General features: G+C 72.2%; 18 protein-coding genes. 10 read left to right on the forward strand and 8 right to left on the reverse strand.

Going from position 1 to position 21,237, the window contains the following annotated elements; genetic code table 11:
• Positions 1 to 203: 203 nt before the first annotated feature.
• The 4 genes from LX83_RS05210 to LX83_RS05225 form a co-directional block, all read right to left on the reverse strand.
• On the reverse strand, positions 204 to 1,259 hold the full coding sequence (locus tag LX83_RS05210; RefSeq protein ID WP_253767604.1) for an aldose 1-epimerase family protein: 1,056 nt from the start codon (positions 1,257 to 1,259) through the stop codon (positions 204 to 206).
• Positions 1,260 to 1,348: 89 nt separating this feature from the next.
• Entirely contained in the window at positions 1,349 to 3,226 is a 1,878-nt protein-coding gene (locus LX83_RS05215) for a glycoside hydrolase family 127 protein (protein ID WP_253767606.1), read from the reverse strand.
• Between the two features lie 284 nt (positions 3,227 to 3,510).
• Positions 3,511 to 4,278 carry an IclR family transcriptional regulator gene (locus tag LX83_RS05220; RefSeq protein ID WP_253767608.1) on the reverse strand — a complete coding sequence of 256 codons (768 nt, stop codon included), beginning with the start codon at positions 4,276 to 4,278 and terminating at the stop codon, positions 3,511 to 3,513.
• Positions 4,279 to 4,496: 218 nt separating this feature from the next.
• Positions 4,497 to 5,561: a zinc-dependent alcohol dehydrogenase gene (locus tag LX83_RS05225; RefSeq protein WP_253767610.1), complete on the reverse strand. Its 1,065-nt coding sequence runs from the start codon at positions 5,559 to 5,561 to the stop codon at positions 4,497 to 4,499.
• 281 nt (positions 5,562 to 5,842) lie between these two features.
• Here LX83_RS05225 and LX83_RS05230 point away from each other — a divergent pair, with 281 nt between their 5' ends.
• From LX83_RS05230 to LX83_RS05260, 7 genes are read left to right on the forward strand one after another with little or no spacing between them, the layout of a single operon-like run.
• Complete coding sequence (locus LX83_RS05230; RefSeq protein ID WP_253767612.1) at positions 5,843 to 7,153, forward strand: extracellular solute-binding protein; 1,311 nt, start codon at positions 5,843 to 5,845, stop codon at positions 7,151 to 7,153.
• Between the two features lie 42 nt (positions 7,154 to 7,195).
• A complete protein-coding gene (locus LX83_RS05235; RefSeq protein WP_253767614.1) occupies positions 7,196 to 8,095 on the forward strand; it encodes a carbohydrate ABC transporter permease in 900 nt (299 codons plus the stop codon).
• Positions 8,092 to 9,018 carry a carbohydrate ABC transporter permease gene (locus LX83_RS05240; protein ID WP_253767616.1) on the forward strand — a complete coding sequence of 309 codons (927 nt, stop codon included), beginning with the start codon at positions 8,092 to 8,094 and terminating at the stop codon, positions 9,016 to 9,018. The genes LX83_RS05235 and LX83_RS05240 overlap by 4 nt, the downstream gene beginning before the upstream one ends.
• Before the next feature lie 53 nt (positions 9,019 to 9,071).
• A complete protein-coding gene (locus LX83_RS05245) occupies positions 9,072 to 10,055 on the forward strand; it encodes an arabinan endo-1,5-alpha-L-arabinosidase (protein ID WP_253767618.1) in 984 nt (327 codons plus the stop codon).
• A 37-nt stretch (positions 10,056 to 10,092) separates the two neighbouring features.
• Positions 10,093 to 11,631 (forward strand): arabinosylfuranosidase ArfA, encoded by a 1,539-nt coding sequence (arfA, locus tag LX83_RS05250; protein ID WP_253767620.1) that lies wholly within the window; start codon positions 10,093 to 10,095, stop codon positions 11,629 to 11,631.
• A 23-nt stretch (positions 11,632 to 11,654) separates the two neighbouring features.
• Positions 11,655 to 12,821 carry a mandelate racemase/muconate lactonizing enzyme family protein gene (locus tag LX83_RS05255; protein WP_253767622.1) on the forward strand — a complete coding sequence of 389 codons (1,167 nt, stop codon included), beginning with the start codon at positions 11,655 to 11,657 and terminating at the stop codon, positions 12,819 to 12,821.
• Between the two features lie 31 nt (positions 12,822 to 12,852).
• Complete coding sequence (locus tag LX83_RS05260; protein ID WP_253767624.1) at positions 12,853 to 13,719, forward strand: SMP-30/gluconolactonase/LRE family protein; 867 nt, start codon at positions 12,853 to 12,855, stop codon at positions 13,717 to 13,719.
• Between the two features lie 21 nt (positions 13,720 to 13,740).
• Here LX83_RS05260 and LX83_RS05265 read toward each other — a convergent pair whose 3' ends face one another.
• From LX83_RS05265 to LX83_RS05280, 4 genes are all read right to left on the reverse strand, one after another.
• Positions 13,741 to 14,088, reverse strand: coding sequence for a DUF1876 domain-containing protein (locus tag LX83_RS05265; protein WP_308203914.1), 348 nt, complete (start codon positions 14,086 to 14,088; stop codon positions 13,741 to 13,743).
• Positions 14,089 to 14,124: 36 nt separating this feature from the next.
• On the reverse strand, positions 14,125 to 15,330 hold the full coding sequence (locus tag LX83_RS05270) for a DUF371 domain-containing protein (RefSeq protein WP_253767625.1): 1,206 nt from the start codon (positions 15,328 to 15,330) through the stop codon (positions 14,125 to 14,127).
• Entirely contained in the window at positions 15,327 to 15,995 is a 669-nt protein-coding gene (gene kamB, locus LX83_RS05275) for a 16S rRNA (adenine(1408)-N(1))-methyltransferase KamB (protein ID WP_253767627.1), read from the reverse strand. The genes LX83_RS05270 and kamB overlap by 4 nt, the downstream gene beginning before the upstream one ends.
• 151 nt (positions 15,996 to 16,146) lie before the next feature.
• Positions 16,147 to 17,214 carry a LacI family DNA-binding transcriptional regulator gene (locus tag LX83_RS05280; protein WP_253767629.1) on the reverse strand — a complete coding sequence of 356 codons (1,068 nt, stop codon included), beginning with the start codon at positions 17,212 to 17,214 and terminating at the stop codon, positions 16,147 to 16,149.
• A gap of 274 nt (positions 17,215 to 17,488) precedes the next feature.
• Between LX83_RS05280 and LX83_RS05285 the strand changes: the two genes are divergently transcribed.
• The 3 genes from LX83_RS05285 (at position 17,489) to LX83_RS05295 (ending at position 21,231) form a co-directional block, all read left to right on the forward strand.
• Complete coding sequence (locus tag LX83_RS05285; protein WP_253767930.1) at positions 17,489 to 18,979, forward strand: sugar ABC transporter ATP-binding protein; 1,491 nt, start codon at positions 17,489 to 17,491, stop codon at positions 18,977 to 18,979.
• Positions 18,976 to 20,058 (forward strand): ABC transporter permease, encoded by a 1,083-nt coding sequence (locus tag LX83_RS05290; protein WP_253767631.1) that lies wholly within the window; start codon positions 18,976 to 18,978, stop codon positions 20,056 to 20,058. The genes LX83_RS05285 and LX83_RS05290 overlap by 4 nt, the downstream gene beginning before the upstream one ends.
• Before the next feature lie 123 nt (positions 20,059 to 20,181).
• A complete protein-coding gene (locus LX83_RS05295) occupies positions 20,182 to 21,231 on the forward strand; it encodes an ABC transporter permease (RefSeq protein ID WP_253767633.1) in 1,050 nt (349 codons plus the stop codon).
• Positions 21,232 to 21,237: the final 6 nt, after the last annotated feature.

A 21,237-nucleotide genomic window follows, 5' to 3' on the forward strand; every position in this document is an offset into this window, starting at 1 on the left:
CCCACCTCCGTTCTCGTTCCCGGCGCCGGCCACGGCGGTTGGTAGTACGCGCCGCTGGCGCGGCGGCTGCGCGAGCACGACCTGCTCTGGGACGCCCCCGAGGACGTGCGGCGGATCCTGGTGGGCTCCGCGCGCGACTGACACCGGACAGGTGCGACGCGGCGCGCACCGGACGGGCCGCGCCGCACCTGCCGGCCAGGCGCTCAGCCGGTGGCGCGCAGGCCCCAGCTGCCCTGGTAGCGCTGGCCGGGTTCGAGCACGATCAGCCCGTCACCGGTGTTGAAGCTGTTGGGGGCACAGGTCATCGGCTCCAGGGTGATGCCGGCCCGGTTGGGCCGGCCGTTCTGGCCGTCGTCGGTGTACGCCTGGACGTAGCGGTGGGTCTCGTCCATCCACACCTCCACCCGGGGACCACCGGGCAGCTCCAGCGCGGCCACCGCCTCACCATCCACATGGGACAGTCCGGTGTAGGCGGTGTCCAGCTTGGTGTCGCCCAGCAGCCGAGGTGTGCGGAAGTCCAGCGGGGTGCCGGCGACGCTGGCCTTGCCGGTGGGGATCAGCCGGTCGTTGACCGTGTAGTAGGTGTCGGCCGGGATGGTGAGCAGCGCCGAGTCGATGGTGCGCGAGCCCACCTGGACGTAGGGGTGGTAGCCGGCGCCGAACGGCGCCGCCGCGGTGCCGACGTTGCGCGCGGTGAGGGTGACCCGCAGTCCGTCGCCGGTGAGCGCGTACTCGATCTGGAAGGACAGCGTGAACGGGTACCCGTACTGCGGGTGCAGCACGTAGGCCAGCCGCACCCGGTCCCGCCGCTGCGCCACCGGAACCCAGGGCACCCAGCTGACCAGGCCGTGCAGGGCGCAGTCCCGGCCGGGCTCGGTGAGCGGTGTCTGCTGCTCGACACCGTTGAACGTGTACCTGCCGTGGTCGATCCGGTTGGGCCAGGGCAGCAGCACGTGCCCGAGGTAGCTGTCGCCGAGTTCGTCGGCCCCGTGCGTGAGCAGCACCTCCCGGCCGCGCACCCGCCACGACCGCAGCCGCCCACCCACCTCGGTCACCACGGCCCGCTGCTGGCCACTGGCGAGTTCGAACTGCCGGCCGGTGGCCAGGGTTCGGGCAGTGCCCGACTGGTCGGCGTCCTGCTGGTCGGGCGCACCGGGCTCGGCGCCGGCCTGGCCCGCCACGACGCCGACGGTGGTGGCGGCCAGGCCCGCGGCCAGGGCGGCGCGGCGGGGCAGGCGGTTGGGTTGGGGCGTTTCCATCGCGGCTCCTCACGCAAACAGGGGTGGAACACCGGAGTAACAGCCGACAAGGACGGTAGGGAGCCAGCCACCGGCTGGCAAGCACCGCCTCAGCCGATCCGCCAGTAGACGCTGTGCCGTTGGTGGTGCAGGGCGTGGAAGGGACTCAGCGTGACGCTGGCGTTGTTCGCCCTGGCCCGGAACACCAGCGGCTGGCCGGTGGCGGTGAGCGAGTCCGGCTGCAGCCTGGGCAACGCGGTCAGGTTGCTGCCGCCGTACTCGCCGGCCAGCAGCACCGGCCCGTAGCGCACGGCACGCACCGACGCGTCGTCCGGGGTCGGCTCCAGGGTCAGGGACATGCCCATGGTCAGCTCCACCACGTCGCCGGCGCGCCACACCCGGTTCAGCTCCACGTGGCTGCCCGGCCTGGCCGACACCGGCTGCGCCACCCCGTTCACCGTGATCCGCACCGAGTCGGCACCGGCCACCCAGGACGGCACCCGCAGCCGCAGCGCCAGCGCGGTGCCGCCGGCCTGCCGCACGGTGAGCCGGGTGCTGGGCTGGGTGGGGAACCGCGTCTCCTGGCGCAGCACCAGGCCGCGGTCCCGCCAGGTCAGCTCGGAGGGGATGAACAGGTTGACGTACAGCGCGTCGTCGGTGTGGAAGTAGATGGTGTCGCCGAACTTGGTGTGGTTCTCCATGCCGGTGCCGTGGCAGCACCAGAAGGTGTCGTAGTCGTTGCTGTAGGTCTTGATGCCGCCGGCGCGCAGCGGCACGTAGTAGGACACGAACCCGTGGGCCGAGGCCGGGTCCTGGGACCCGAGGATCTGGTTGAGCAGCGCGTTCTCGTAGTAGTCGAGGTAGTCGATGCGGCTGGGGTCGTAGCGGAACAGCTGCCGGGTCAGCTTGAGCATGTTGTAGGTGTTGCAGCACTCGGTGGTCGAGTCGGACAGCTGGCTGGCGATGGCGTCCGGGGCGTGGAAGTGCTCGCCGTTGCTGTTGCCGCCGTTGGCGTAGGTGTGGTGGCCGACCACGGTGTCCCAGAAGAACGTGGCGATGTCGCGGTAGCGCGCCTGCCCGGTGGCCTGGTACTCCTGGATGGCGCCGATGATCTTGGGGATCTGCGTGTTGGCGTGGTAGCCGGCCAGCCGGTCGAGCCGGTTGGCCAGCGGGTCGAAGATCTCGGCGTGGTCGAACCGGGTCGCGGTGGTCAGGTGGTTCTGGTCGCCGGTGACCAGGTACAGGTTGGCCAGCACCTCGTTCATGCCGCCGAACTCGGTGCGCAGCATGGCCTGCAGCCGCGCGGTGCTGAGCCGGTCGGTGCGGGCCTTGACCCAGGCGGCCTTGGCCACCAGCACGTCCAGCGCCTGCTGGTTGCCGGCCAGCAGGTACTGGTCGAGCAGCCCGGCCATGATCTTGTGCAGGGTGTAGTAGGGCGCCCACACCTGCTGCCCGTTCTCCACCCGGTCGATGAAGCTCTCCGGGTACGCCGACAGGTAGCCCCGGCCGTACCCGGCGGCCGGGGCGGCGGCCTGGCAGGCGGCCAGCGCGCTGACGATCCGGCTCGCCTTGGCCTGGTACGCGCTGTCGCCGGTGCTGGCGAACGCCTGGGCGAGCGCGGTGAGCAGGTGCCCGGTCGAGTGTCCGCGCAGCTCGACGTCGGGGGCTTCCCAGCCACCGCACGGGGTGGCGGTGGAGGGCAGGCCCACGTTGCGCCGGAAGGTGTGCAGCAGCCGGTCTGCGTCCACAAAGGACAGGTAGCTGAGGGTGCGGTTCTGGTTGTCGGCGAAGGGACCGGGCAGCAGCCGGACGTCGGACAGGGCGAAGGCGGCCACCGGGGGTGCCACCCGGGCGAGCGGGGCACCGGGCTGGGCGGGCGACACGCCCGCGGTGGCCGGTCTGGCGGTCAGACCGGCCAGCACGCTGGCCGCGGTGGCCGCGCCGGTGAGCCGGAACGCGTGGCGGCGGGAGAGACGGCCGTGCGTCATGGATGCCTCCAACGGCGGGGTGCCATCGGTGGCAGCGGGGCGCGATGCGGTTGCCGCGTTGCAAGAGCATCGATGGCACGTTCGATATACCGAATGGTGTTCGAAATGCCCACCGCTGAAGTTAGGGCGCTCCAGGGGTCGGGGTCAATCGCGTGACGGCAGCAGGAATTCTGCTGCGGTTGGCCGATTGACGCCGGATCCGTACCGGTCCGACACTCCGTGCCCGGTTCGCTGGACTGAACGCTCCGGGAGCGAACAGCCGGGCGGCGCCGGTCGGCGCGCGGTCAGCGCACCGGGCTGCCCAGACGGCGGGAGAGTTCGGTGGCACCGTCGCGGACCAGGCGTTCCCAGGTGGGCCACGACTCCTCGCGGTGCCGGACGGTGGGCACCGAGATGCTCATCGCCGCCACCCACTCGCCGGCGTGGTCGGTGACCGGCGCGGCCACGCAGCCGACGTCCACATTGGACTCGCACATCTCGAAGGCCACCCCGGTCCGGCGGACCTCGGCCAACTGCGCCCGCAGCGCCGCGATCGAGGTGATGCTGCGCGGGGTCAGGCCGACCATCTCCCGGCCCCGGTACAGCTCGTCCACCTGTCCCTGCGGCAGCCCGGCGAGCAGCACCTTGCCGATGGCCGTGCAGTGCGCGGGCAGCCGCCGGCCCACCGCCGAGACCATCCGCACCGAGTGCGTCGAGTCGATCTTGCAGACGTAGACCACCTCGATGCCGTCGAGCACGGCCACGTGCACGGTCTCCTGGCACTCCGCGGCGATCCGCTTGGCCACGATCTCACCCTCCAGGGCCAGGTCCAGGCCCTGTTGGTAGCGGGCACCGAGTTCGAGCAGCCGGGGACCGAGCCGGTACTGGGTCTCGGCGCCGGGCTGCCGGTCCAGGAACCGGCGGTGCACCAGGGTGGCCAGCAGTTCGTGCACGGTGGAGCGGGGCAGGTCCAACCGGGCGGCGATCTCCGGTGCGGACAGCGTGTTGCGCTCCCCGAGGAACAGTTCGAGGATGTCGGCGGCGCGCATCACCGCTGGCACGTGTCGCGGCATGGTCGGGGTCCACGTCCTTTCGCAACGAGGTCACCGGAAATAACGTCCAATATACCGGGTCGCATCCGAGAAATCGGACATCACGGGGTGTGGCGTGCGCTGCCGTGCTGTCGGTCCCGCTGGTCGTTTCCGCTGGCCGAACCGGAGACGCGGACCGAGTGGCGGAGTGTCCTCGCCGAAATCTCGGACAGCTCGCCCGTTCCGTGTGGCCGTTCCGGTCAGGGCAGCAGCAGCACCTTGCCGAGGTTGGCCGGCCGTTCGGTGAGCAGGCTCAGCGCCTGGCCGTAATCGGCCAGTCCCACTTGGTGGGAAACCAGCGCGGGCAGGTCGAGGGCGCCGCTGCTGAGCAGTGCGATCGCGTGCTGCCACGCCCGCGAGTCCGCGCCGAACACGCCGAACACCCGCAGCTGGTTGAGGGCGAAGACATCCGGGTCCAGCGAGACCGGTCCGGTGCCGGCGATGCCCTCCAGCACCACGCTGCCGCCTCGGCGGGCCAGGTCGAGGGCGAGGGGAACGGCCGAGGCCGAGCCGGTCGCCTCGAACACCAGGTCGGCACCGCCCCGCAGGTCCTCGGCCTGGTCGATGAGCACGGTCCGGGTGGCCCCGAAGCGCCGTGCCAGCGGGAACTGGTGATCCCGGCGGCCGAGCACGGTCAGCGACGCCGGGCGCAGCGCGGCCAGCATCTGCACGGCCAGCAGGCTCAGCGTGCCGGTGCCCAGCACGGCGTAGTGGCCGGCCGGCCGGGGAGCCGCGGCCAGCAGCCCGGCGGCCACGCACGCGGCCGGTTCCAGCAGCGCGCAGTGCTCCAGCAGGGTGCCCTCGGGCAGGTCGGGCAGCCGGTGCACCAGTCGGGCGGGGACCACCACGAACCCGGCGAACGCGCCCGGGTGGGTGAAGCCGGTCTCGGCGTAGTCGGCGGTGCACAGGGTGGGCTCGCCGTTGCGGCAGCGCGCGCAGACCTGGCAGGAGCGAAAGCCCTCGGCCACCACGGCATCGCCGGGCGCCACCCCGGTGACGTCCGCGCCCACCCGCACCACCCGCCCGGCCCACTCGTGTCCGGGCACCACGGGATAGCGCACGTAGGGGGCGGGCCGGCGGCCCTGGAACAGCTCCACGTCACTGCCGCAGATGCCGGCGGCGGCCACCGCGACCAGCACCTCGCCCGCGCCCGGGGACCGGACCGGAGTGGTGATCAGGGCGTGCTCGCCGGGAGCGGTGACCTCAACGGCGGAACAGGTGTCCGGCAGCGGGTCAACGGGTGGGCGGGGTTGATCGGTGGACACGGCTACGCCACTCCTGTCCGATATTTCGGATTGACCTTGGAAGCTTGATGCACTGTAACACCCGCTTTGCGCCAACTGGGGCAGTCCTGATCTTCGTCACCTATCCCAGCTTCCGGCGGCAAGACCAGGCTTGACGGACATTGTGACGACTTCTAGCGTTGTTCGGTGTGACGGATTAGCTCCGAGATATCGAACGGGTGGGGTGTTGTGGTCGACGATCTGCGACTGACTCCCGAAGGCGACTTCGGAGCGCGTTCCCGGCGAACCCGGCGGATCGCGCGGTGAGCCCGATCAGCCGTCGCGCCGTGCTCGGCGGCGCGCTCGCCGTGGGCGCGGCCAGCGCACTGGCCGGCTGTTCGGCCGGCGCCGGCCTGGCCGACGACGGCCGGTCGCTGCGCTACTGGGACCTGTTCACCGGCGGCGACGGCGCGACCATGCGGGCCATGCTGGACGCGTTCCGCGCCGAGCACCCCGAGATCGACCTGGAAGCGGTCACCCTCCAGTGGGGCCCCACCTACTACACCAAGCTGGCCATGGCCGGCGCCGGTGGCCGAGCCCCGGACGTGGCCGTGCTGCACCTGGCCCGACTGCCCGGCTACGCCCCGGCTGGCCTGCTCGACCCCTTCGACCCCGACCTGCTCGCCGAGTTCGACCTCACCGAGGAGAACTTCCCGGCCGCGGTGTGGCAGCGGGCCCAGTACAACGGGCAGGTCTACGCCATCCCGTTGGACACCCACCCCTACGTCATGTACTACAACGTCGACGTCTGCCGGGAGGCCGGCCTGCTGGACGCCGACGACCAGCTGATCCCGCTGCGCGGCCCGGACGCGGTGCTGGCCGCGTTCACCGCGGCCAAACAGGTCACCGGCGCCTACGGCCTGGTCACCGAGACCTACGGCACCGACGGGGTCAACCCGTGGCGCATGTGGTGGACGCTGTACCGGCAGCTGGGCGGGGAACTGCTCACCCCGGACGGCCGCGACCTGGCCATCGACGACGCCAAGGCGTTGCGCGCCCTGACCTTCATGCAACAGCTGACCAGCAGCGGCGCCGCGATCAGGGAGGCGGACGGCTCCGGCTCGATCGCGCTGTTCAGCAGTGGCCAGGCCGGGTTCATGTGGCAGGGCGACTGGGAGGTCACCACACTGCTCGCCTCGGGCGTGCCGTTCAGCATGACCCGCTTCCCCGCCGTGTTCGACAACGCCTCGGCCCAGGCCGACGGGCACAGCCTGGTCCTGCCGCACCGGCGGACCCGCTCCCCGGCCCAGGCGCGGGCCACCTACCAGCTCATCGCGTTCCTGTTGCGGCACAGCGTCACCTGGGCCGAGGGCGGACACGTGCCCGCCTACCAGCCGGTCGCGCGCAGTGCCGAGTACCGGGCCCTGCGCCCGCAGTCGCTGTACGCCTCGGTCGTCGAGGAACTCGCGCTGGACCCACCCGTGTGGTTCGCCGGCTCGGCATCCACGCTCTGGCTGGAGATGGGGGCCGCGCTGTCCCCGGTGCTGACCGGACGTGCCACCCCGGCCGAGGGACTGGCCGCCGCCAAGGCCGCTGTGCGCCGCCTGCTGGCCACGCCCAACCCCGTGCAGTGACCCGCGAACCACCCCGCCCGACCCGACTGCGGAAGGACAGCAATGGCGCCGCACCCCGCGCGAACGCAGCCCACCCGGCGGCGAGACTGGTCCGGGTTGCTGTTCGTCCTGCCCTTCCTGGCCTTCTTCGCGCTGTTCCTGGTCTGGCCGCTGGTGCTCGGCCTGGGCACCAGCCTCACCGACACCACCCTGGCCAAGGACGGCCAGTTCGTCGGCCTGGCCAACTTCGGCGAGGCGCTCGACGATCCGGTGGTGTGGTCCTCGCTGTGGCACACCCTGCTGTTCACCCTGCTGAGCACCCCGCTGCTGGTGCTGGTCGGGTTGGTGTTCGCGCTGTTGGTGCACCACCTCACCCCGGCGCGCTGGCTGTGGCGGCTGTCCTTCTTCGCGCCCTACCTGCTGCCGTCCTCGGCCGTGTCGCTGATCTTCGTGTGGATCTTCCAACCCGACTTCGGCATGGCCGACGGCGCGCTGGCCGCGCTCGGACTCACCCCGGAGATCGGCTGGCTCAGCGACCCGGCCGTGGCGATGTTCTCCATCGTGCTGGCCACCACCTGGTGGACGGTCGGCTTCAACTTCCTGCTGTACCTGGCCGCGCTGCAGGCCATCCCCGACACCTACCACGAGGCCGCCGCGCTGGACGGGGCCGGCGGCTGGCGTCGACTGTGGACGATCACCCTGCCGCTGCTGCGCCGCACCACCGGACTGATCGTGGTGCTGCAGATCCTGGCCTCGCTCAAGGTCTTCGACCAGATCTACCAGATGACCGCCGGCGGCCCCGAGCAGTCCACCCGGCCGGTGCTGCTGTACGTCTACCAGGCCGGTTTCACCAACTTCCGGATCGGCTACGCCTCGGCCATCTCCTACGTCTTCCTTGGCCTGGTCCTGGTGGTCGCGCTGGTCCAGCTCCGGCTGTTCCGCTCACCCGAGGAGGCGGCATGAGCACCGGTGACACCACCGCGACGCGGCCCGTTGGCAGCGGTCCACTGTGGACAACTCGGCGCGCGCGGCGGTCGGTCGGCGACGGGACGACCCGGCTGGGTGGCGGGCCGCTGGTCACGGCCGCGCTGCTGGTGATCACCGCGGCGCTGGCCGTGCTCTGGGTGCTGCCCCTGGTGTGGGCGGTGCTCACCTCGGTCAAACCCGAGGGGGAGACCACCGCCATCCCGCTGCGCTGGCTGCCCAGCCAGTGGACGCTGGACGCCTACCACAAGGTGCTGGCCGCCGGCGACATCCTGCGCTGGATGGCCAACAGCCTGATCACCGCCACGCTGACCACCGTGCTGGTGGTGCTGCTGTCCAGCCTGGCCGCCTACGGCTTCGCCAGAACCACCTTCCCCGGCCGGCGGACCCTGCTGGCGATCACCCTGGCCGGCGTGGTGGTGCCGCCGCAGTTGCTGGTGGTGCCGCTGTTCTCGGAGATGGTCGCGCTCAACCTGGTGGACACCTACTGGGGGGTGATCCTGCCGCAGGTCGTGGCGCCCGCCATGGTCTACATCCTGGTGCGGTTCTTCCAGGCGCTGCCGCGCGAGGTGGAGGAGGCCGCCGTGATCGACGGCGCCAGCCGGTGGCTGATCTTCTGGCGGATCGTCCTGCCGCTGTCCCGACCCGTGCTGGCCGCCGTTGCCATCTTCACCTTCATCTCCACCTGGAACAACTTCCTCTGGCCGTTCGTGGTGACCACCGACCCCGGCACCATGACCCTCCCGGTTGGACTGACCGTGGTGCAGGGCTCCTTCGGCCTGCGCTACGCCCAGATCATGGCGTCCACCGTGCTGGCCGCGCTGCCGCTGCTGATCGTGTTCGTGGTGTTCCAGCGACAGATCGTGCGCGGGGTGGCCCACACCGGACTGTCCGGCCAGTGAAGCGAGCGCACCAGATGAACCGCGAGAGATCCCGCAGCTCGGAGGAGAGCCCGATGGGAACCACCGCACGGCGATTACCGCGACTCGCCACCGCCGCCGGCCTGGCACTGCTGCTGTGCACCACGGCGACGCCGGCCCACGCCGCCTACCCCGGACCGGGGCTGGTCACCGGCGACGTCGCCGCACACGACCCGTCCATGATCCGCACCAGCTCCGGCTACGTCCTCTACTCCACCCACGACCGCGTCGAGGCGCGCACCTCCACCGACCGGATCGCCTTCGCCCGCTCCGGGTCGGCGCTGTCCGGCGTGCCGTCCTGGGTGTACCAGTACAGCGGCAGCGGTGACGTGTGGGCGCCGGACGTGTCCTACCACAACGGCAAGTACTGGCTGTACTACGCCGCGTCCAGCTTCGGGTCCAACAACTCGGCGATCGGCCTGGCCACCAGCAGCACCGGCCGACCGGGCAGCTGGACCGACCAGGGCGTGGTCTACGCCACCACCACGAGCGCCAACCACAACGCCATCGACCCCGCCCTGCTGGTGGACGCCCAGGGCCGCTGGTGGCTGTCCTTCGGTTCGTTCTGGACCGGCATCAAGATGATCCGGATCGACCCGGCCACCGGCAAGCGGTCCACTTCGGACACCAAGCTCTACGAGCTGGCCCGGCGGAGCGGGTCGTCCACGGCCGTGGAGGCGCCCTACGTCATCGCCCACGGCGGCTACTACTACCTGTTCGTCTCCTTCGACCTGTGCTGCCGGGGAACGTCGAGCACCTACCGGGTGATGGTCGGCCGGTCCACCAGCCCCACCGGCCCCTACACCGACCGCAACGGCACCTCGATGATGAACGGCGGTGGCACCGAGATCCTGGCCAGCCACGGCAACATCATCGGGCCCGGCGGCCAGAGCGTGCTCAGTGACAGCGACGGCGACCTGCTCGTCTACCACTACTACGACGGCAACGCCGGTGGCGCCGTCAAGCTCGGCGTCAACCTGATCGGCTGGGACGCCCAGGGCTGGCCCTACGTCTACTGACCCAACCTCCCCCCGTCCTCTCGTGGAAAGGTGGCCGATGCCGCACCGACCGACCTCGGACCAGCCCAGCTCCTCGCTGGTGCTCGACCCGGACTTCACCGTCGGGGAGGTCAACCCCCGGCTGTTCGGCTCGTTCGTCGAGCACCTCGGCCGGTGCGTCTACACCGGACTGTTCGAGCCGGGACACCCGGCCGCCGACGACACCGGACTGCGCACCGACGTGCTGGCGCTGATCGCCGAACTCGGCGTGACCGTGGTGCGCTACCCGGGCGGCAACTTCGTCTCCGCCTACCGCTGGGAGGACGGGGTGGGGCCGGTCGCCGAGCGGCCACGGCGGCTGGACCCCGCCTGGAAAACCGTGGAGACCAACGAGTTCGGCCTCGGCGAGTTCATGGCGTTCGCGGCCAGGGCCGGGGTCGAGCCGATGATGGCGGTCAACCTGGGCACCCGGGGTGTGCGCGAGGCGTGCGACCTGCTGGAGTACGCCAACCACCCCGGTGGCACCGCCCGCTCCGAGCTGCGCCGCCAGCACGGCGCCGACCAGCCCTACGGGATCCGGTTGTGGTGCCTGGGCAACGAGATGGACGGGCCGTGGCAGACCGGCCACAAGACCGCCGAGGAGTACGGCCGGCTGGCCGCGGAGACCGCGCGGGCCATGCGCCAGATCGACCCGGACCTGCGCCTGGTGGCGTGCGGCAGCTCCAGCTCCAGCATGCCGACGTTCGGCGCGTGGGAAGCCACCGTGCTGGAGCACTGCTACGACCTGGTGGACTACGTGTCCTGCCACGCCTACTACGAAGAAGTCGACGGTGACGTGGACAGCTTCCTGGCCTGTGCCCAGGACATGGAGCACTTCATCGACAGCGTGGTGGCCACCTGCGACCACGTCCGCGCGAGACTGCGCTCGCGCAAGCGCCTTGAGCTGTCCTTCGACGAGTGGAACGTCTGGTACCAGCGGGCCTTCCACGCGGCGGACAAGCCCGAGTGGACAGTCGCACCGCGACTGTTGGAGGACAGCTACAGTGTCACCGACGCGGTGGTGGTCGGCACCCTGCTGATCACCCTGCTGCGGCACTGCGACCGGGTCACCGCGGCCTGCCTGGCCCAGTTGGTCAACGTGATCGCGCCGATCATGACCGAGCCGGGCGGGCCGGCATGGCGGCAGACCACCTTCTACCCGTTCGCCGACGCGGCCAGGTACGGCCGCGGCCAGGTGCTGCGGGTGGAACCGGTCGGCAGCCGGCACGACACCGCCGCGCACGGCGAGGTCAGCCTGCTGCACGCCACCGCCGTGGTCGGCGCCGACGGCGACACCACGCTGTTCGCGGTCAACCGCGACACCAGCCGGCCGCTGCGGCTGACCGCCCGCCTCGGCGGGCTGACCGCGAGCCGGGTGGCCGAGCACCGGGTGCTCGCCGACGCGGACCGGCACGCCCGCAACACCCTGGAGCGGCCCGACCGGGTCCGCCCCACCCCCCTGGACCCGGACAACGGGGGAGCCGTGCTCGACGGCGACCAGCTGTCGGCACTGCTGCCCCCGTTGTCCTGGAACGTCATTCGCCTGACGGGTAAGTAAGCAAAGCAAGTCTGGAGAAGTGCGTGAAGATTTCCAACGTCCGCACCGCGGTGCTCGGGACGCCGTGGCGCAACCTCACCTTCGTGCTGGTGGACACCGACGAGGGGCTCACCGGTGTGGGCGAGGCCAGAATGCTCAACCACACCGACGCCCTGCTGGGCTACCTCACCGAGGCGGTGCCCAACCACGTGCTGGGCACCGACCCGTTCGACACCGAGTCGCTGGTGCAGCGGATGTACCACAACGACTTCGGCCGGGCCGGTGAGATCGTCATGTCCGGCATCGCCGCCGTGGAGATGGCCTGCTGGGACATTGTCGGCAAGGCGCTGAACCAGCCGGTGTACCGGCTGCTCGGCGGCGCGGTCCGGGACCGGATCAAGGCGTACGCCAACGGCTGGTACACGGTGGAGCGGACCCCGGAGGAGTTCCACGCCGCCGCTCGCCGGGTGGTGGAGCGCGGCTACCGCGCCCTCAAGGTGGACCCGTTCGGCCCCGGCTGGCTGGAACTGGACCACGCCGAGACCATCCGGTCGATCTCGCTGGTGGAGGCCGTGCGGGACGCCGTCGGCCCGGAGGTCGAGCTGCTGGTGGAGATGCACGGCCGGTTCACCGCGGCCACCGCGCTGAAGCTGGCCCGGATGCTGGAACCCTACGACCCGGCGTGGCTGGAGGAGCCGGTGCCGCCGGACGACCTGGAGTCGCTGGCCAAGTTCGCCTCGCGCGCGCCCGCGCCGGTGGCCACCGGTGAGCGCATGCACTCGCGGCACGAGTTCCGGCAGCTGTTCGCGTTGCAGGCCGCGGACATCGTGCAGCCGGACATCTCCCACTTCGGCGGCATCGCCGAGACCAAGAAGCTGGCCGCCACCGCCGACACCCACCACGTGCTGATCGCCCCGCACAACGTGGGCGGCCCGGTGCTCACCGCGGCCAACCTGCAGCTGGCCGCCTGCACCACCAACTTCAAGATCCAGGAGCACTTCAACGACTTCGCCGACTCGTTCGTCAAGTCGGTGGCACCTGGTAACCCGGAAGTGGTGGACGGGTACTTCGCGCTACCGTCCGGTCCGGGACTCGGCGTCGAACTCGACCTGGACGCCGTCGCCGAGCACCCGAGGCGGGACGTGAACTTCAACCTGTACGCCGAGGGGTGGCAGCGGCGGGAGGCGGAGCGGACCGCCACGGCCGGCTGATCATTCCGACGACAACGAGGACGGTGGGGCGATGCGCGCACAACCGGTGACAGCGGTGTGCACCGACCACGGTGAGGGCCCGGTGTGGAACCCGGAGACCGGGCAGCTGCTCTGGGTGGACATGCTCGCCGGGGACGTGGTGAGCATGGCCCCACCGACCGGCCACGTCAGCCGCACCCACGTCGGTGCGGTGGCGGCCGTGCTGCGCCCCACCTCCTCGGGTGGCCTGGTGCTGGCCGTGGAGCGCGGCTTCGCGTTCCTGCCACCCGGCCAGCAGGAGCCGGTGACCCTGCCCGAGCTGTGGCAGGACACCGGGGTGCGGATGAACGACGGCGGCTGCGACCCGCAGGGCCGGTTCTACGCCGGCTCCATGGCCTACGACGAGGGACCGGGCCGGGGCCGGCTGTGGCGGCTGGACCACGACGGCACGGCCACGGCCGTGCTGGACGGCGTGACCATCTCCAACGGTCTGGTGTGGAGCCACGACGGCCACAGCGCCTACTACGTGGACACCCCCACCCAGCGCGTGGACGTCTTCGACTTCGACGCGGCCAGCGGCACCCTGCACAACCGGCGGCCCCTGGTCAGCATCCCGGAGCAGGCCGGTTCCCCGGACGGGATGACCCTGGACGAGGCCGGCCGGCTGTGGGTGGCGCTGTGGGGCGGCTCCGCCGTGCACTGCTACGACCAGCAGGGCCAGCTGCTGGAGGTGGTCGACGTGCCGGCCAGGCAGGTGACCGCGTGCGCCTTCGGCGGCCCCGACCTGGCCGACCTGTACATCACCACGTCCCGCACCGGGTTGACCGACCCGGAGCCGCTGGCCGGGGCGGTGTTCAGCGTCCGGCCGGGCACCCGGGGGGTGCCGGTGCTGCCCTTCACCGGGCCACTGCCCACCTGACGGTCCGCGCCGGGCAACGGCTCAGGCGCGCAGGTGGGAGGGCTCGTGCGTGACGTTCTCGATGTCGTGGATGGTGGCGTCCAGCAGCGCGTGGGACAGGTCGCTGAGCGCCCGCGAGGCCGCCAGCTCGTCGCCGATCCTGGGGACGTTCTCGTCGTGTGGGTTGCACCGGGCGTGGCCGACCCCGCGCACGTCCTCGTCGATGCCCTCGCCGCTCAGTGAGGCCTCCGCACGGGTGGTCGCGCCGTGCTCGTCGATCCGCACGTCAACGCGCCACTGCTTGGCACTGGCCATGGTGCTCACCTCGTTGTTCGCTGGTTTCCCCTGCTCGTCCAGTGTCGCCGAGCGCAGGGGAAACCGCCTGTTCACGCGAACGGGTGGCGGCCGCCGGTGGCCGGGGCCGGTTCAGGACCGCGACCGCAGTGCGACGTCGTAGGCCGAGCGCCGGTCCAGCCCCAGCTCGACCAGGGTCCTGGCCACGTCCTTGGTGGACGCCCCCGCGGCGGTCAGCCGCTCGGCCAGCGCGGCCGCCGGCAGCGTCACGCTCGCCGAGGGCGCGTCCGCGACCACCACGAGCCAGGGGTGCGCGGCCAGGGCGGCCCCGAGCACGGCCGGCTCCAGCCGCTCGACCGGCCAGCGCACGGCGCGCACACCCGGCCCGGGCACCCCGTCGGCGGTGATCGCGGTCCGGGCCGGCGCCTCGGCCGAGCCGAGCGCGGCCAGCACGTCCTCGGCGTCGTCCGGGCCGGCGTGCACCACCACCGGTCGCCCCGCCTCGGCCAGGGACCGCCGCCACGACCCGCCCGCGGTCGTGGTCACCGCGGTCACCCCGCCGGCCAGCTGGTCGTCGCCGACCAGGCCGGCGGCCAGCACCAGGTCGGCCGCGGGCAGCGGGGCCGGCCACAGCACGACCCGGACCGAGGGCAGCGCCGCGGCCAGGATCTCCCGCACCTTCCGGCCGGCCAGCTCCGCGAGACTGTCCAGCAGCAGCACCGCCGTCCGGTGCTCGCCCAGCACGGCCACGTCGTCCGGCTGCCGCAGCCGCTGCCGGGGCCGGCCGGCCAGCGGCGGCCACGGGAAGCCGGGGCGCGGCGCGGTGTGCAGCACCAGGGTGGCCTCGTCGAGCAACTCCGCCACGGCCGGCGGCGGCGGGACGCGGGCGGCCTCGGCGAGCAGGACCACCAGCACCGGTGTTGGCGCCTGCTCCACCACGCCCACCTCGACCACCGCGCCCGGCTCCCGCATCCGGGCCACCAGGTCCCGGTCCAGCCCGCTGGCCACGGTGTCGGCGTTGACCAGGTAGGTGTCCGGCGACGGCACCGCGCTGCGCCGCACCACCAGCCGGTCCGGCGTTGCGTAGTGCGGGTTGACCTGCCCGGTCAGCACCGCGCTCAGCCCGTCGCAGGTGATGCTCATCCGCACCCGCCCGCGCAGCGAGCGCAGCGCGGCGTGCTCCAGCCGCGCCCCGGTGCCGATCACGCAGGTGGCCCGCGCGGTGATCACCGGGTCGGCGGTGAACTCCAGGGTCTTGTCGTGCCTGGCGGTGATGTCGGGGTGGCCGACGGCGGTGAACTCGACCCGTCGGGCCAGCGGGTGGGCGGCCTCGGTCATGACGCGGCGGCGTGCGCCGGGGCGATCGTGCCGGACAGGGCCAGCACGTCGAGCTGGTCGCGGGAGGAGTTCAACCGCCGGGTCCACGACGTGGACAGCGCGGTGATCTCCTGCTGGTCGAGGTAGCGCGCGTCAGCCAGCCGCCACCCGGCGCTGGCGTACCGCTCGGCCAGCACGGTGGTGGCCGACTCGGGCGTTGGCTCCTCGGTCTGGCCCACCTCGGGCACGGGCGGGCGCCAGGCGTGCAGGTTCAGCGTGACCAGGAAGTCGGCGCCGGGCCGGCACACCGCGGCCAGGCCGCGCAGCATGGTGGAGTCGGTGTCCAGCAGGCCCCGCAGCAGGCTGCCCCAGGGCATGAGCACGTGCAGTTCGGCGATGTCGGTCAGCGCCTCGGGCAGGCGTTCGGCCGCGGCCCAGACGTAGAGCAGGTTGGGCAGGCCGCCCTTGGCCGGGTTGGCCGCCGCCCTGGTCGAGAGCTTGCGCAGGTTGTCCCGGTTGGCGTCCAACCCGATCACCAGCCAGTCCGGCCGCTGCCTGGCCACCGCGTAGGGGTGTTTGCCGTCGCCGGTGCCCACGTCGAGCAGGACCGCCCGGTAGCCGGCGCGCAACTCCGCGAACGCGTCGTCGGTCAGCTCGACAACCTGTTTGCCCACCACTCGACGCACCCGAACAGTCTAGACGAGCGGGTCCCGCGCGCAGTGGCCTCGGGAGACGGGCGGGCGCGCCGGGAGCCGGACCTCGTTCACCGCGGCCACCCCACGTGCGGCCGGCGCTGGCGTCCCGGGCCCTCACGCCTCGGGCCTCACGCCCCGGGCCTCACACCTCGGAGCCGGCGGGGGCGGGCACGCGGCGGGCGGGACGGCGGGTGCGGCGCCGGCGCCGGCTGGACTCGCGGACCACCAGTTCCGGGGTGAACACCACCCGCTGGTGCTCGTGCTCGTCGGGCGACATGGTCTCGGCGATCACCAGTTCGGCGGCGGTGCGGCCGATGAGCTGGCGGGGCTGGCGCACCGAAGTCAGCGGCACGGCCGCGGCGGCGGCGAAGTCGATGTCGTCGTAGCCGACGATGGCCAGGTCGTCCGGCACCCGGACGCCGGCCCGCACCATCACCTGGAGCACGCCGAGGGCGAGCATGTCGTTGGCGCAGAACACCGCGGTCGGCCGGCTGGTGCGGGCGAGCAGCCGCTCGCCGGCGCGCAGGCCGGCGGCCACGTTGAGCATGGGCACCTCGATCACCTCCAGCAGGTCGCTGTCGCGGTTGGCCTTGCGCAGCGCGTCCAGCGCGCCGAGGTGGCGTTCCCGCCCCTGGCGGATGTGCGCTGGCCCGTTGACCATGACGATGGCCTGGTGCCCCTCGGCGAGCAGGTGGGTCACGGCGAGTTCGCCGCCGGTGCGGTTGTCCACCGCCACCGAGCAGATGTCCGGTTCGGAGCTGGGGTGGTCGAGCAGCACCACGGACACCCCGCGCCGCTGCAACCGGCGGATCGGCTCCAGGGACGGGTCGCTCGGGGTGATCAGCACGCCGTGCACCCGCTGTTCGGCCAGCAGTTCCAGGTGCCGGATCTCGCGCTGCGCCGACTCGTCGCTGTTGCACAGGATGACCGCGTGGCCGGCCTGGCTGGCCACGTCCTCCACGCCCCGGGCCACGTCGGTGAAGAACGGGTTGGCCACGTCCAACACGACCAGGCCGATGGCCCGCGCGGTGCCGGCGCGCAGCTGGCGGGCGGACTCGTTGCGGACGAAACCCAGGTCGCTGATGGCGCTGAGCACGCGTGCCCGGGTGGCCTGGGCCACCCGGTCCGGGTGGTTGAGCACGTTGGAGACGGTGCCGACGGACACCCCGGCGCGCACTGCGACGTCGCGGATGCTGACCGAGGACCTCACCCTGCCTCCAGCACGTCAGGCGGTTCGGGAACGAGCAAGTGAAACGTCTCAATCAGATGTGCACCGGATGGTAGCCGGTATGACCGGAATCACGCAGACATCCTGCGACATTGGCGAAGGGTATTGACACATCTCACAGCTGCGGGGACTCTTCATGCCAATGCAATGCCGTTGAAACGTTCCATCACAGGGAGGCGTTTTGGGGCAGCCCGGCACTGGCGCCGCGAGGTCGGCGCCTGGTCACCCGGCGGAGAGCGGCAGGGCCGGCACGCCCGTGGTCGCCCTGCGCGGGGTCGAGAAGTCCTTCGGCGCGGTCCGCGCGTTGCGCGGGGTGTCGCTGGAGCTGTTTCCGGGCGAGGTGCACGCCCTGCTCGGCGAGAACGGTGCCGGCAAGTCCACCCTGATCAAGACGCTCGCCGGGGTGCACCGCCCGGACAGCGGCGCCTTCCTGATCGACGGCCGGCAGCGGCGGCTGAGCGGTCCGGCCGAGGCGCGCGACGCCGGCATCGCCGTGATCTACCAGGAACCCACCCTGTTCGGTGAGCTGTCCATCGCCGAGAACGTGTTCATGGGCCGCCAGCCGCTGCGATCCGGCCGGCGGATCGACACCGCCGCGATGCGGGCCCGCACCGCGGCCCTGTTCGACCGGCTCGGGGTGCGGCTGGACCCGGACCGACCGGCCAGCGGCCTGTCCATCGCCGACCAGCAGCTGGTGGAGATCGCCAAGGCGCTGTCCTTCGACGCCCGGGTGCTGATCATGGACGAGCCGACCGCGGCGCTCTCCGACGCCGAGGTGCGGCGGCTGTTCCGGGTGGTGCGGGCCCTGCGCGAGCAGGGCGCGGCCGTGCTGTTCGTGTCGCACCGGCTGGACGAGGTCCTCTCGCTGTGCCAGCGGGCCACGGTGCTGCGCGACGGCGAGCACGTGTGGGCCGGTGACCTGGCCGGGCACACCCCCGACGACCTGGTCCGGCTGATGGTCGGCCGCGAGTTGTCCGCGTTGTTCCCCAAGCAGGACGTCACCCCGGGCGAGGTGGTGCTGTCGGTCCGGCGGCTGACCAGGGAGGGCGTGTTCGTCGACGTCTCCCTCGACGTGCGCGCCGGCGAGATCGTGGCGCTGTCCGGCCTGGTCGGTGCCGGGCGCAGTGAGGTGGCCAGGGCGGTCTTCGGCATTGACCGGCCCGACGCCGGCGAGGTGTGGGTGGCCGGCCAGCGGCTGCGCCCCGGTTCCCCGACCGCGGCCATGGCCGCCGGCGTGGGCTTCGTGCCCGAGGACCGCCGACAGCAGGGCCTGGTCATGGACGCCTCCATCGAACGCAACGCCGCACTGGCCTCGCTGGGCCGGTTGGGGCCGCTGGGGCTGGTGCGGCGCCGTGCCGAGCGACGGCTGGCCCAGGACTGGGCGGTGAAGCTGCGGCTGAAGTTCGCCAGGCTCACCGACCCGGTCGGGGTGCTCTCCGGCGGCAACCAGCAGAAGGTGGTGCTGGCCAAGTGGCTGGCGCGCGCGCCGCGCGTGCTCATCGTGGACGAACCGACCAGGGGCATCGACGTCGGCACCAAGGCCGAGGTGCACCGGCTGCTCTCGGAGCTGGCCGGCCAGGGCGTGGCGGTGCTGATGATCTCCTCCGAACTGCCCGAGGTGCTCGGCATGGCCGACCGCGTGCTGGTGATGCACGAGGGCCGGCTGGTCGCCGAACTGGACCGGGCCGAGGCGACCGAGGAGCGGGTGGCGTTGGCCGCCGCCGGCCGGTTGGGGGTGGGCGGATGAGCGGGCTGACCGTTGAGTCCGATGTGGACCAGGCGTCGGCCGGGCAGCGCCCGGCGCGGCGCGGTGCCGCCGCGCGCCGGCTGGTCGACCGGGTGGGCCGGGTGCGCGAGCTGGGCATCCTGGTCGCCCTGGTGGTCGTGGTCGCGGTGACCGCGGTGGCCAACCCGGCCTTCGTGTCCCCGCAGAGCCTGCGCGACCTGCTGTTGAACGCCTCGATCATCGCGCTGCTCGCGGTCGGCCAGACCCTGGTGGTGGTGACCCGCAACGTCGACCTGTCGGTCGGCTCGGTGCTGGGCCTGGCCGCGTTCCTGACCGCGCAGACCTTCGCCGCCAACCCGGGCCTGCCGCTGCTGCCCGGTCTGCTGCTGGGCGTGCTCATCGGCCTGGCCTGCGGCGCGCTCAACGGCCTGGTGGTGGCCGCCGGCCAGGTGCCCAGCCTGGTGGTCACCCTGGGCACGCTGTACGTGTTCCGCGGCCTGGACTTCACCCTGGCGCGGGGCCGGCAGGTCAACGCGGCCGACCTGCCCGACGCGCTGCTCTCGCTGGGCAGCGGCCGCCTGCTGGGCATCCCGAACCTGGTGCTGATCACCCTGGTGGTGATCGCGGCTGGCGCGCTGTACCTGCGCGCCTACCGGTCCGGCCGGGAGCTGTACGCGATCGGCTCCAACCCGGACGCGGCCGTGCTGGCCGGCATCCCGGTGGGCCGGCGGGTGTTCGTCGCGTTCACCGTGTCCGGCGCGGTGGCCGGACTGGCCGGTGCGCTGTGGATGGCCCGCTACGGCACGGTGGACGCGGCGGCCGGCACCGGCCTGGAACTCCAGGTGGTGTCCGCCGTGGTGGTCGGCGGCGTGGTCATCTCCGGCGGATCGGGCACGGTGGCCGGCGCGGCCCTGGGCGCGCTGCTGCTGGGCACCATCACCAGTTGCCTGGTGGTGCTGCGCATCCCGGCCTTCTGGCAGCAGGCCATCACCGGTGCGCTGTTGCTGGCCGCGATCACCGTGGACCGGCTGGTGGCACTGCGCCTGGCCGCGGCGCTGCGCCGGAGCAGCCGAGCGGGCAGGAGGGACGAGGGTGGCTGACCGTGGTGGCGTCGTGCTCCCGCGCTGGGCGATGGCACTGGTGGGCAGGAGGGGCGACGGTGGCTGACCGCGTTCGCGTGCTGGCGCTGTGGTGGGAGACCGCGCTGACGGGCGGGAGGGGCCGTGGCTGACCGGATTCGCGCCGTGCTGCGCTGGGAGACCGCGCTGGTGGTGTTGCTCGTCGCGGTGGCAGTGGTCGGCTCGGTCCGCACCGACGGCACCTTCCTGTCCGGTGGCAACCTGTTCTACCTCGGGTTGGACATCGCCGAGATCGCCCTGATCGCGCTGCCGCTGACACTGGTCATCGCCGCCGCCGAGATCGACCTGTCGGTGGCCTCGGTGCTCGGGCTGTCCAGCGCGCTGATCGGCTGGCTGTGGACCGCGGGCTGGCCGCTGGAGACCATCCTGCCGGTGGTGGTCCTGGTCGGCGCGGCCTGCGGCGCGCTCAACGGCCTGCTGGTCACCCGGCTCGGCCTGCCCTCGCTGGCGGTGACCATCGGCACCATGGCGCTGTTCCGCGGCCTGGCCCTGGTGGTGCTGGGCGACACGGCCGTGGCTGACTTCCCGGCCAGCTACACCCAGTTCGGCACCACGCCGGTGCCCGGAACCAACCTGCCGTACCCGATCCTGCTGTTCGCGGTGCTGGCCGTGGTGTTCGCGGTGCTGCTGCACGCCAGCTCGTTCGGCAGGGCGGTGTTCGCGGTCGGCGCCAACGAGGAGGCCGCGCGGTTCTCCGGGGTGCGGGTCAAGCGGACCAAGCTGGTGCTGTTCGTGCTGACCGGCGCGGTGGCCGCGCTCGCCGGCATCGTCTACACGTTCCGCTTCTCCAGTGCCAGGGCGGACAACGGGACCGGGCTGGAGTTGGCCGTGGTGGCCGCGGTGCTGCTCGGCGGGGTGTCCATCTTCGGCGGTCGCGGCACGCTGGGCGGGGTGGTCGCGGGCGTGCTGCTGCTGGGCTCGCTGCGCAACCTGTTGATCCTGGACGACGTGTCCACCGAGGTCCTCACCGTGGTGACCGGGCTGCTGTTGCTGGTCAGCGTGCTGGTTCCGGCGGTTGGCCGCCGGCTCGGCCGGCGAGTCGACAACAGCCGGCTCGGCCGGCGAGTCGACAACAGCCGGCTCGGCCGGCGGGCAGGCAGACGGGCGGCCACCTCGGCGGCAGGCCCGCCGTGAGACCGA

Source organism: Goodfellowiella coeruleoviolacea (assembly GCF_024171785.1).
In the GTDB taxonomy this organism is placed as follows: domain Bacteria; phylum Actinomycetota; class Actinomycetes; order Mycobacteriales; family Pseudonocardiaceae; genus Goodfellowiella; species Goodfellowiella coeruleoviolacea.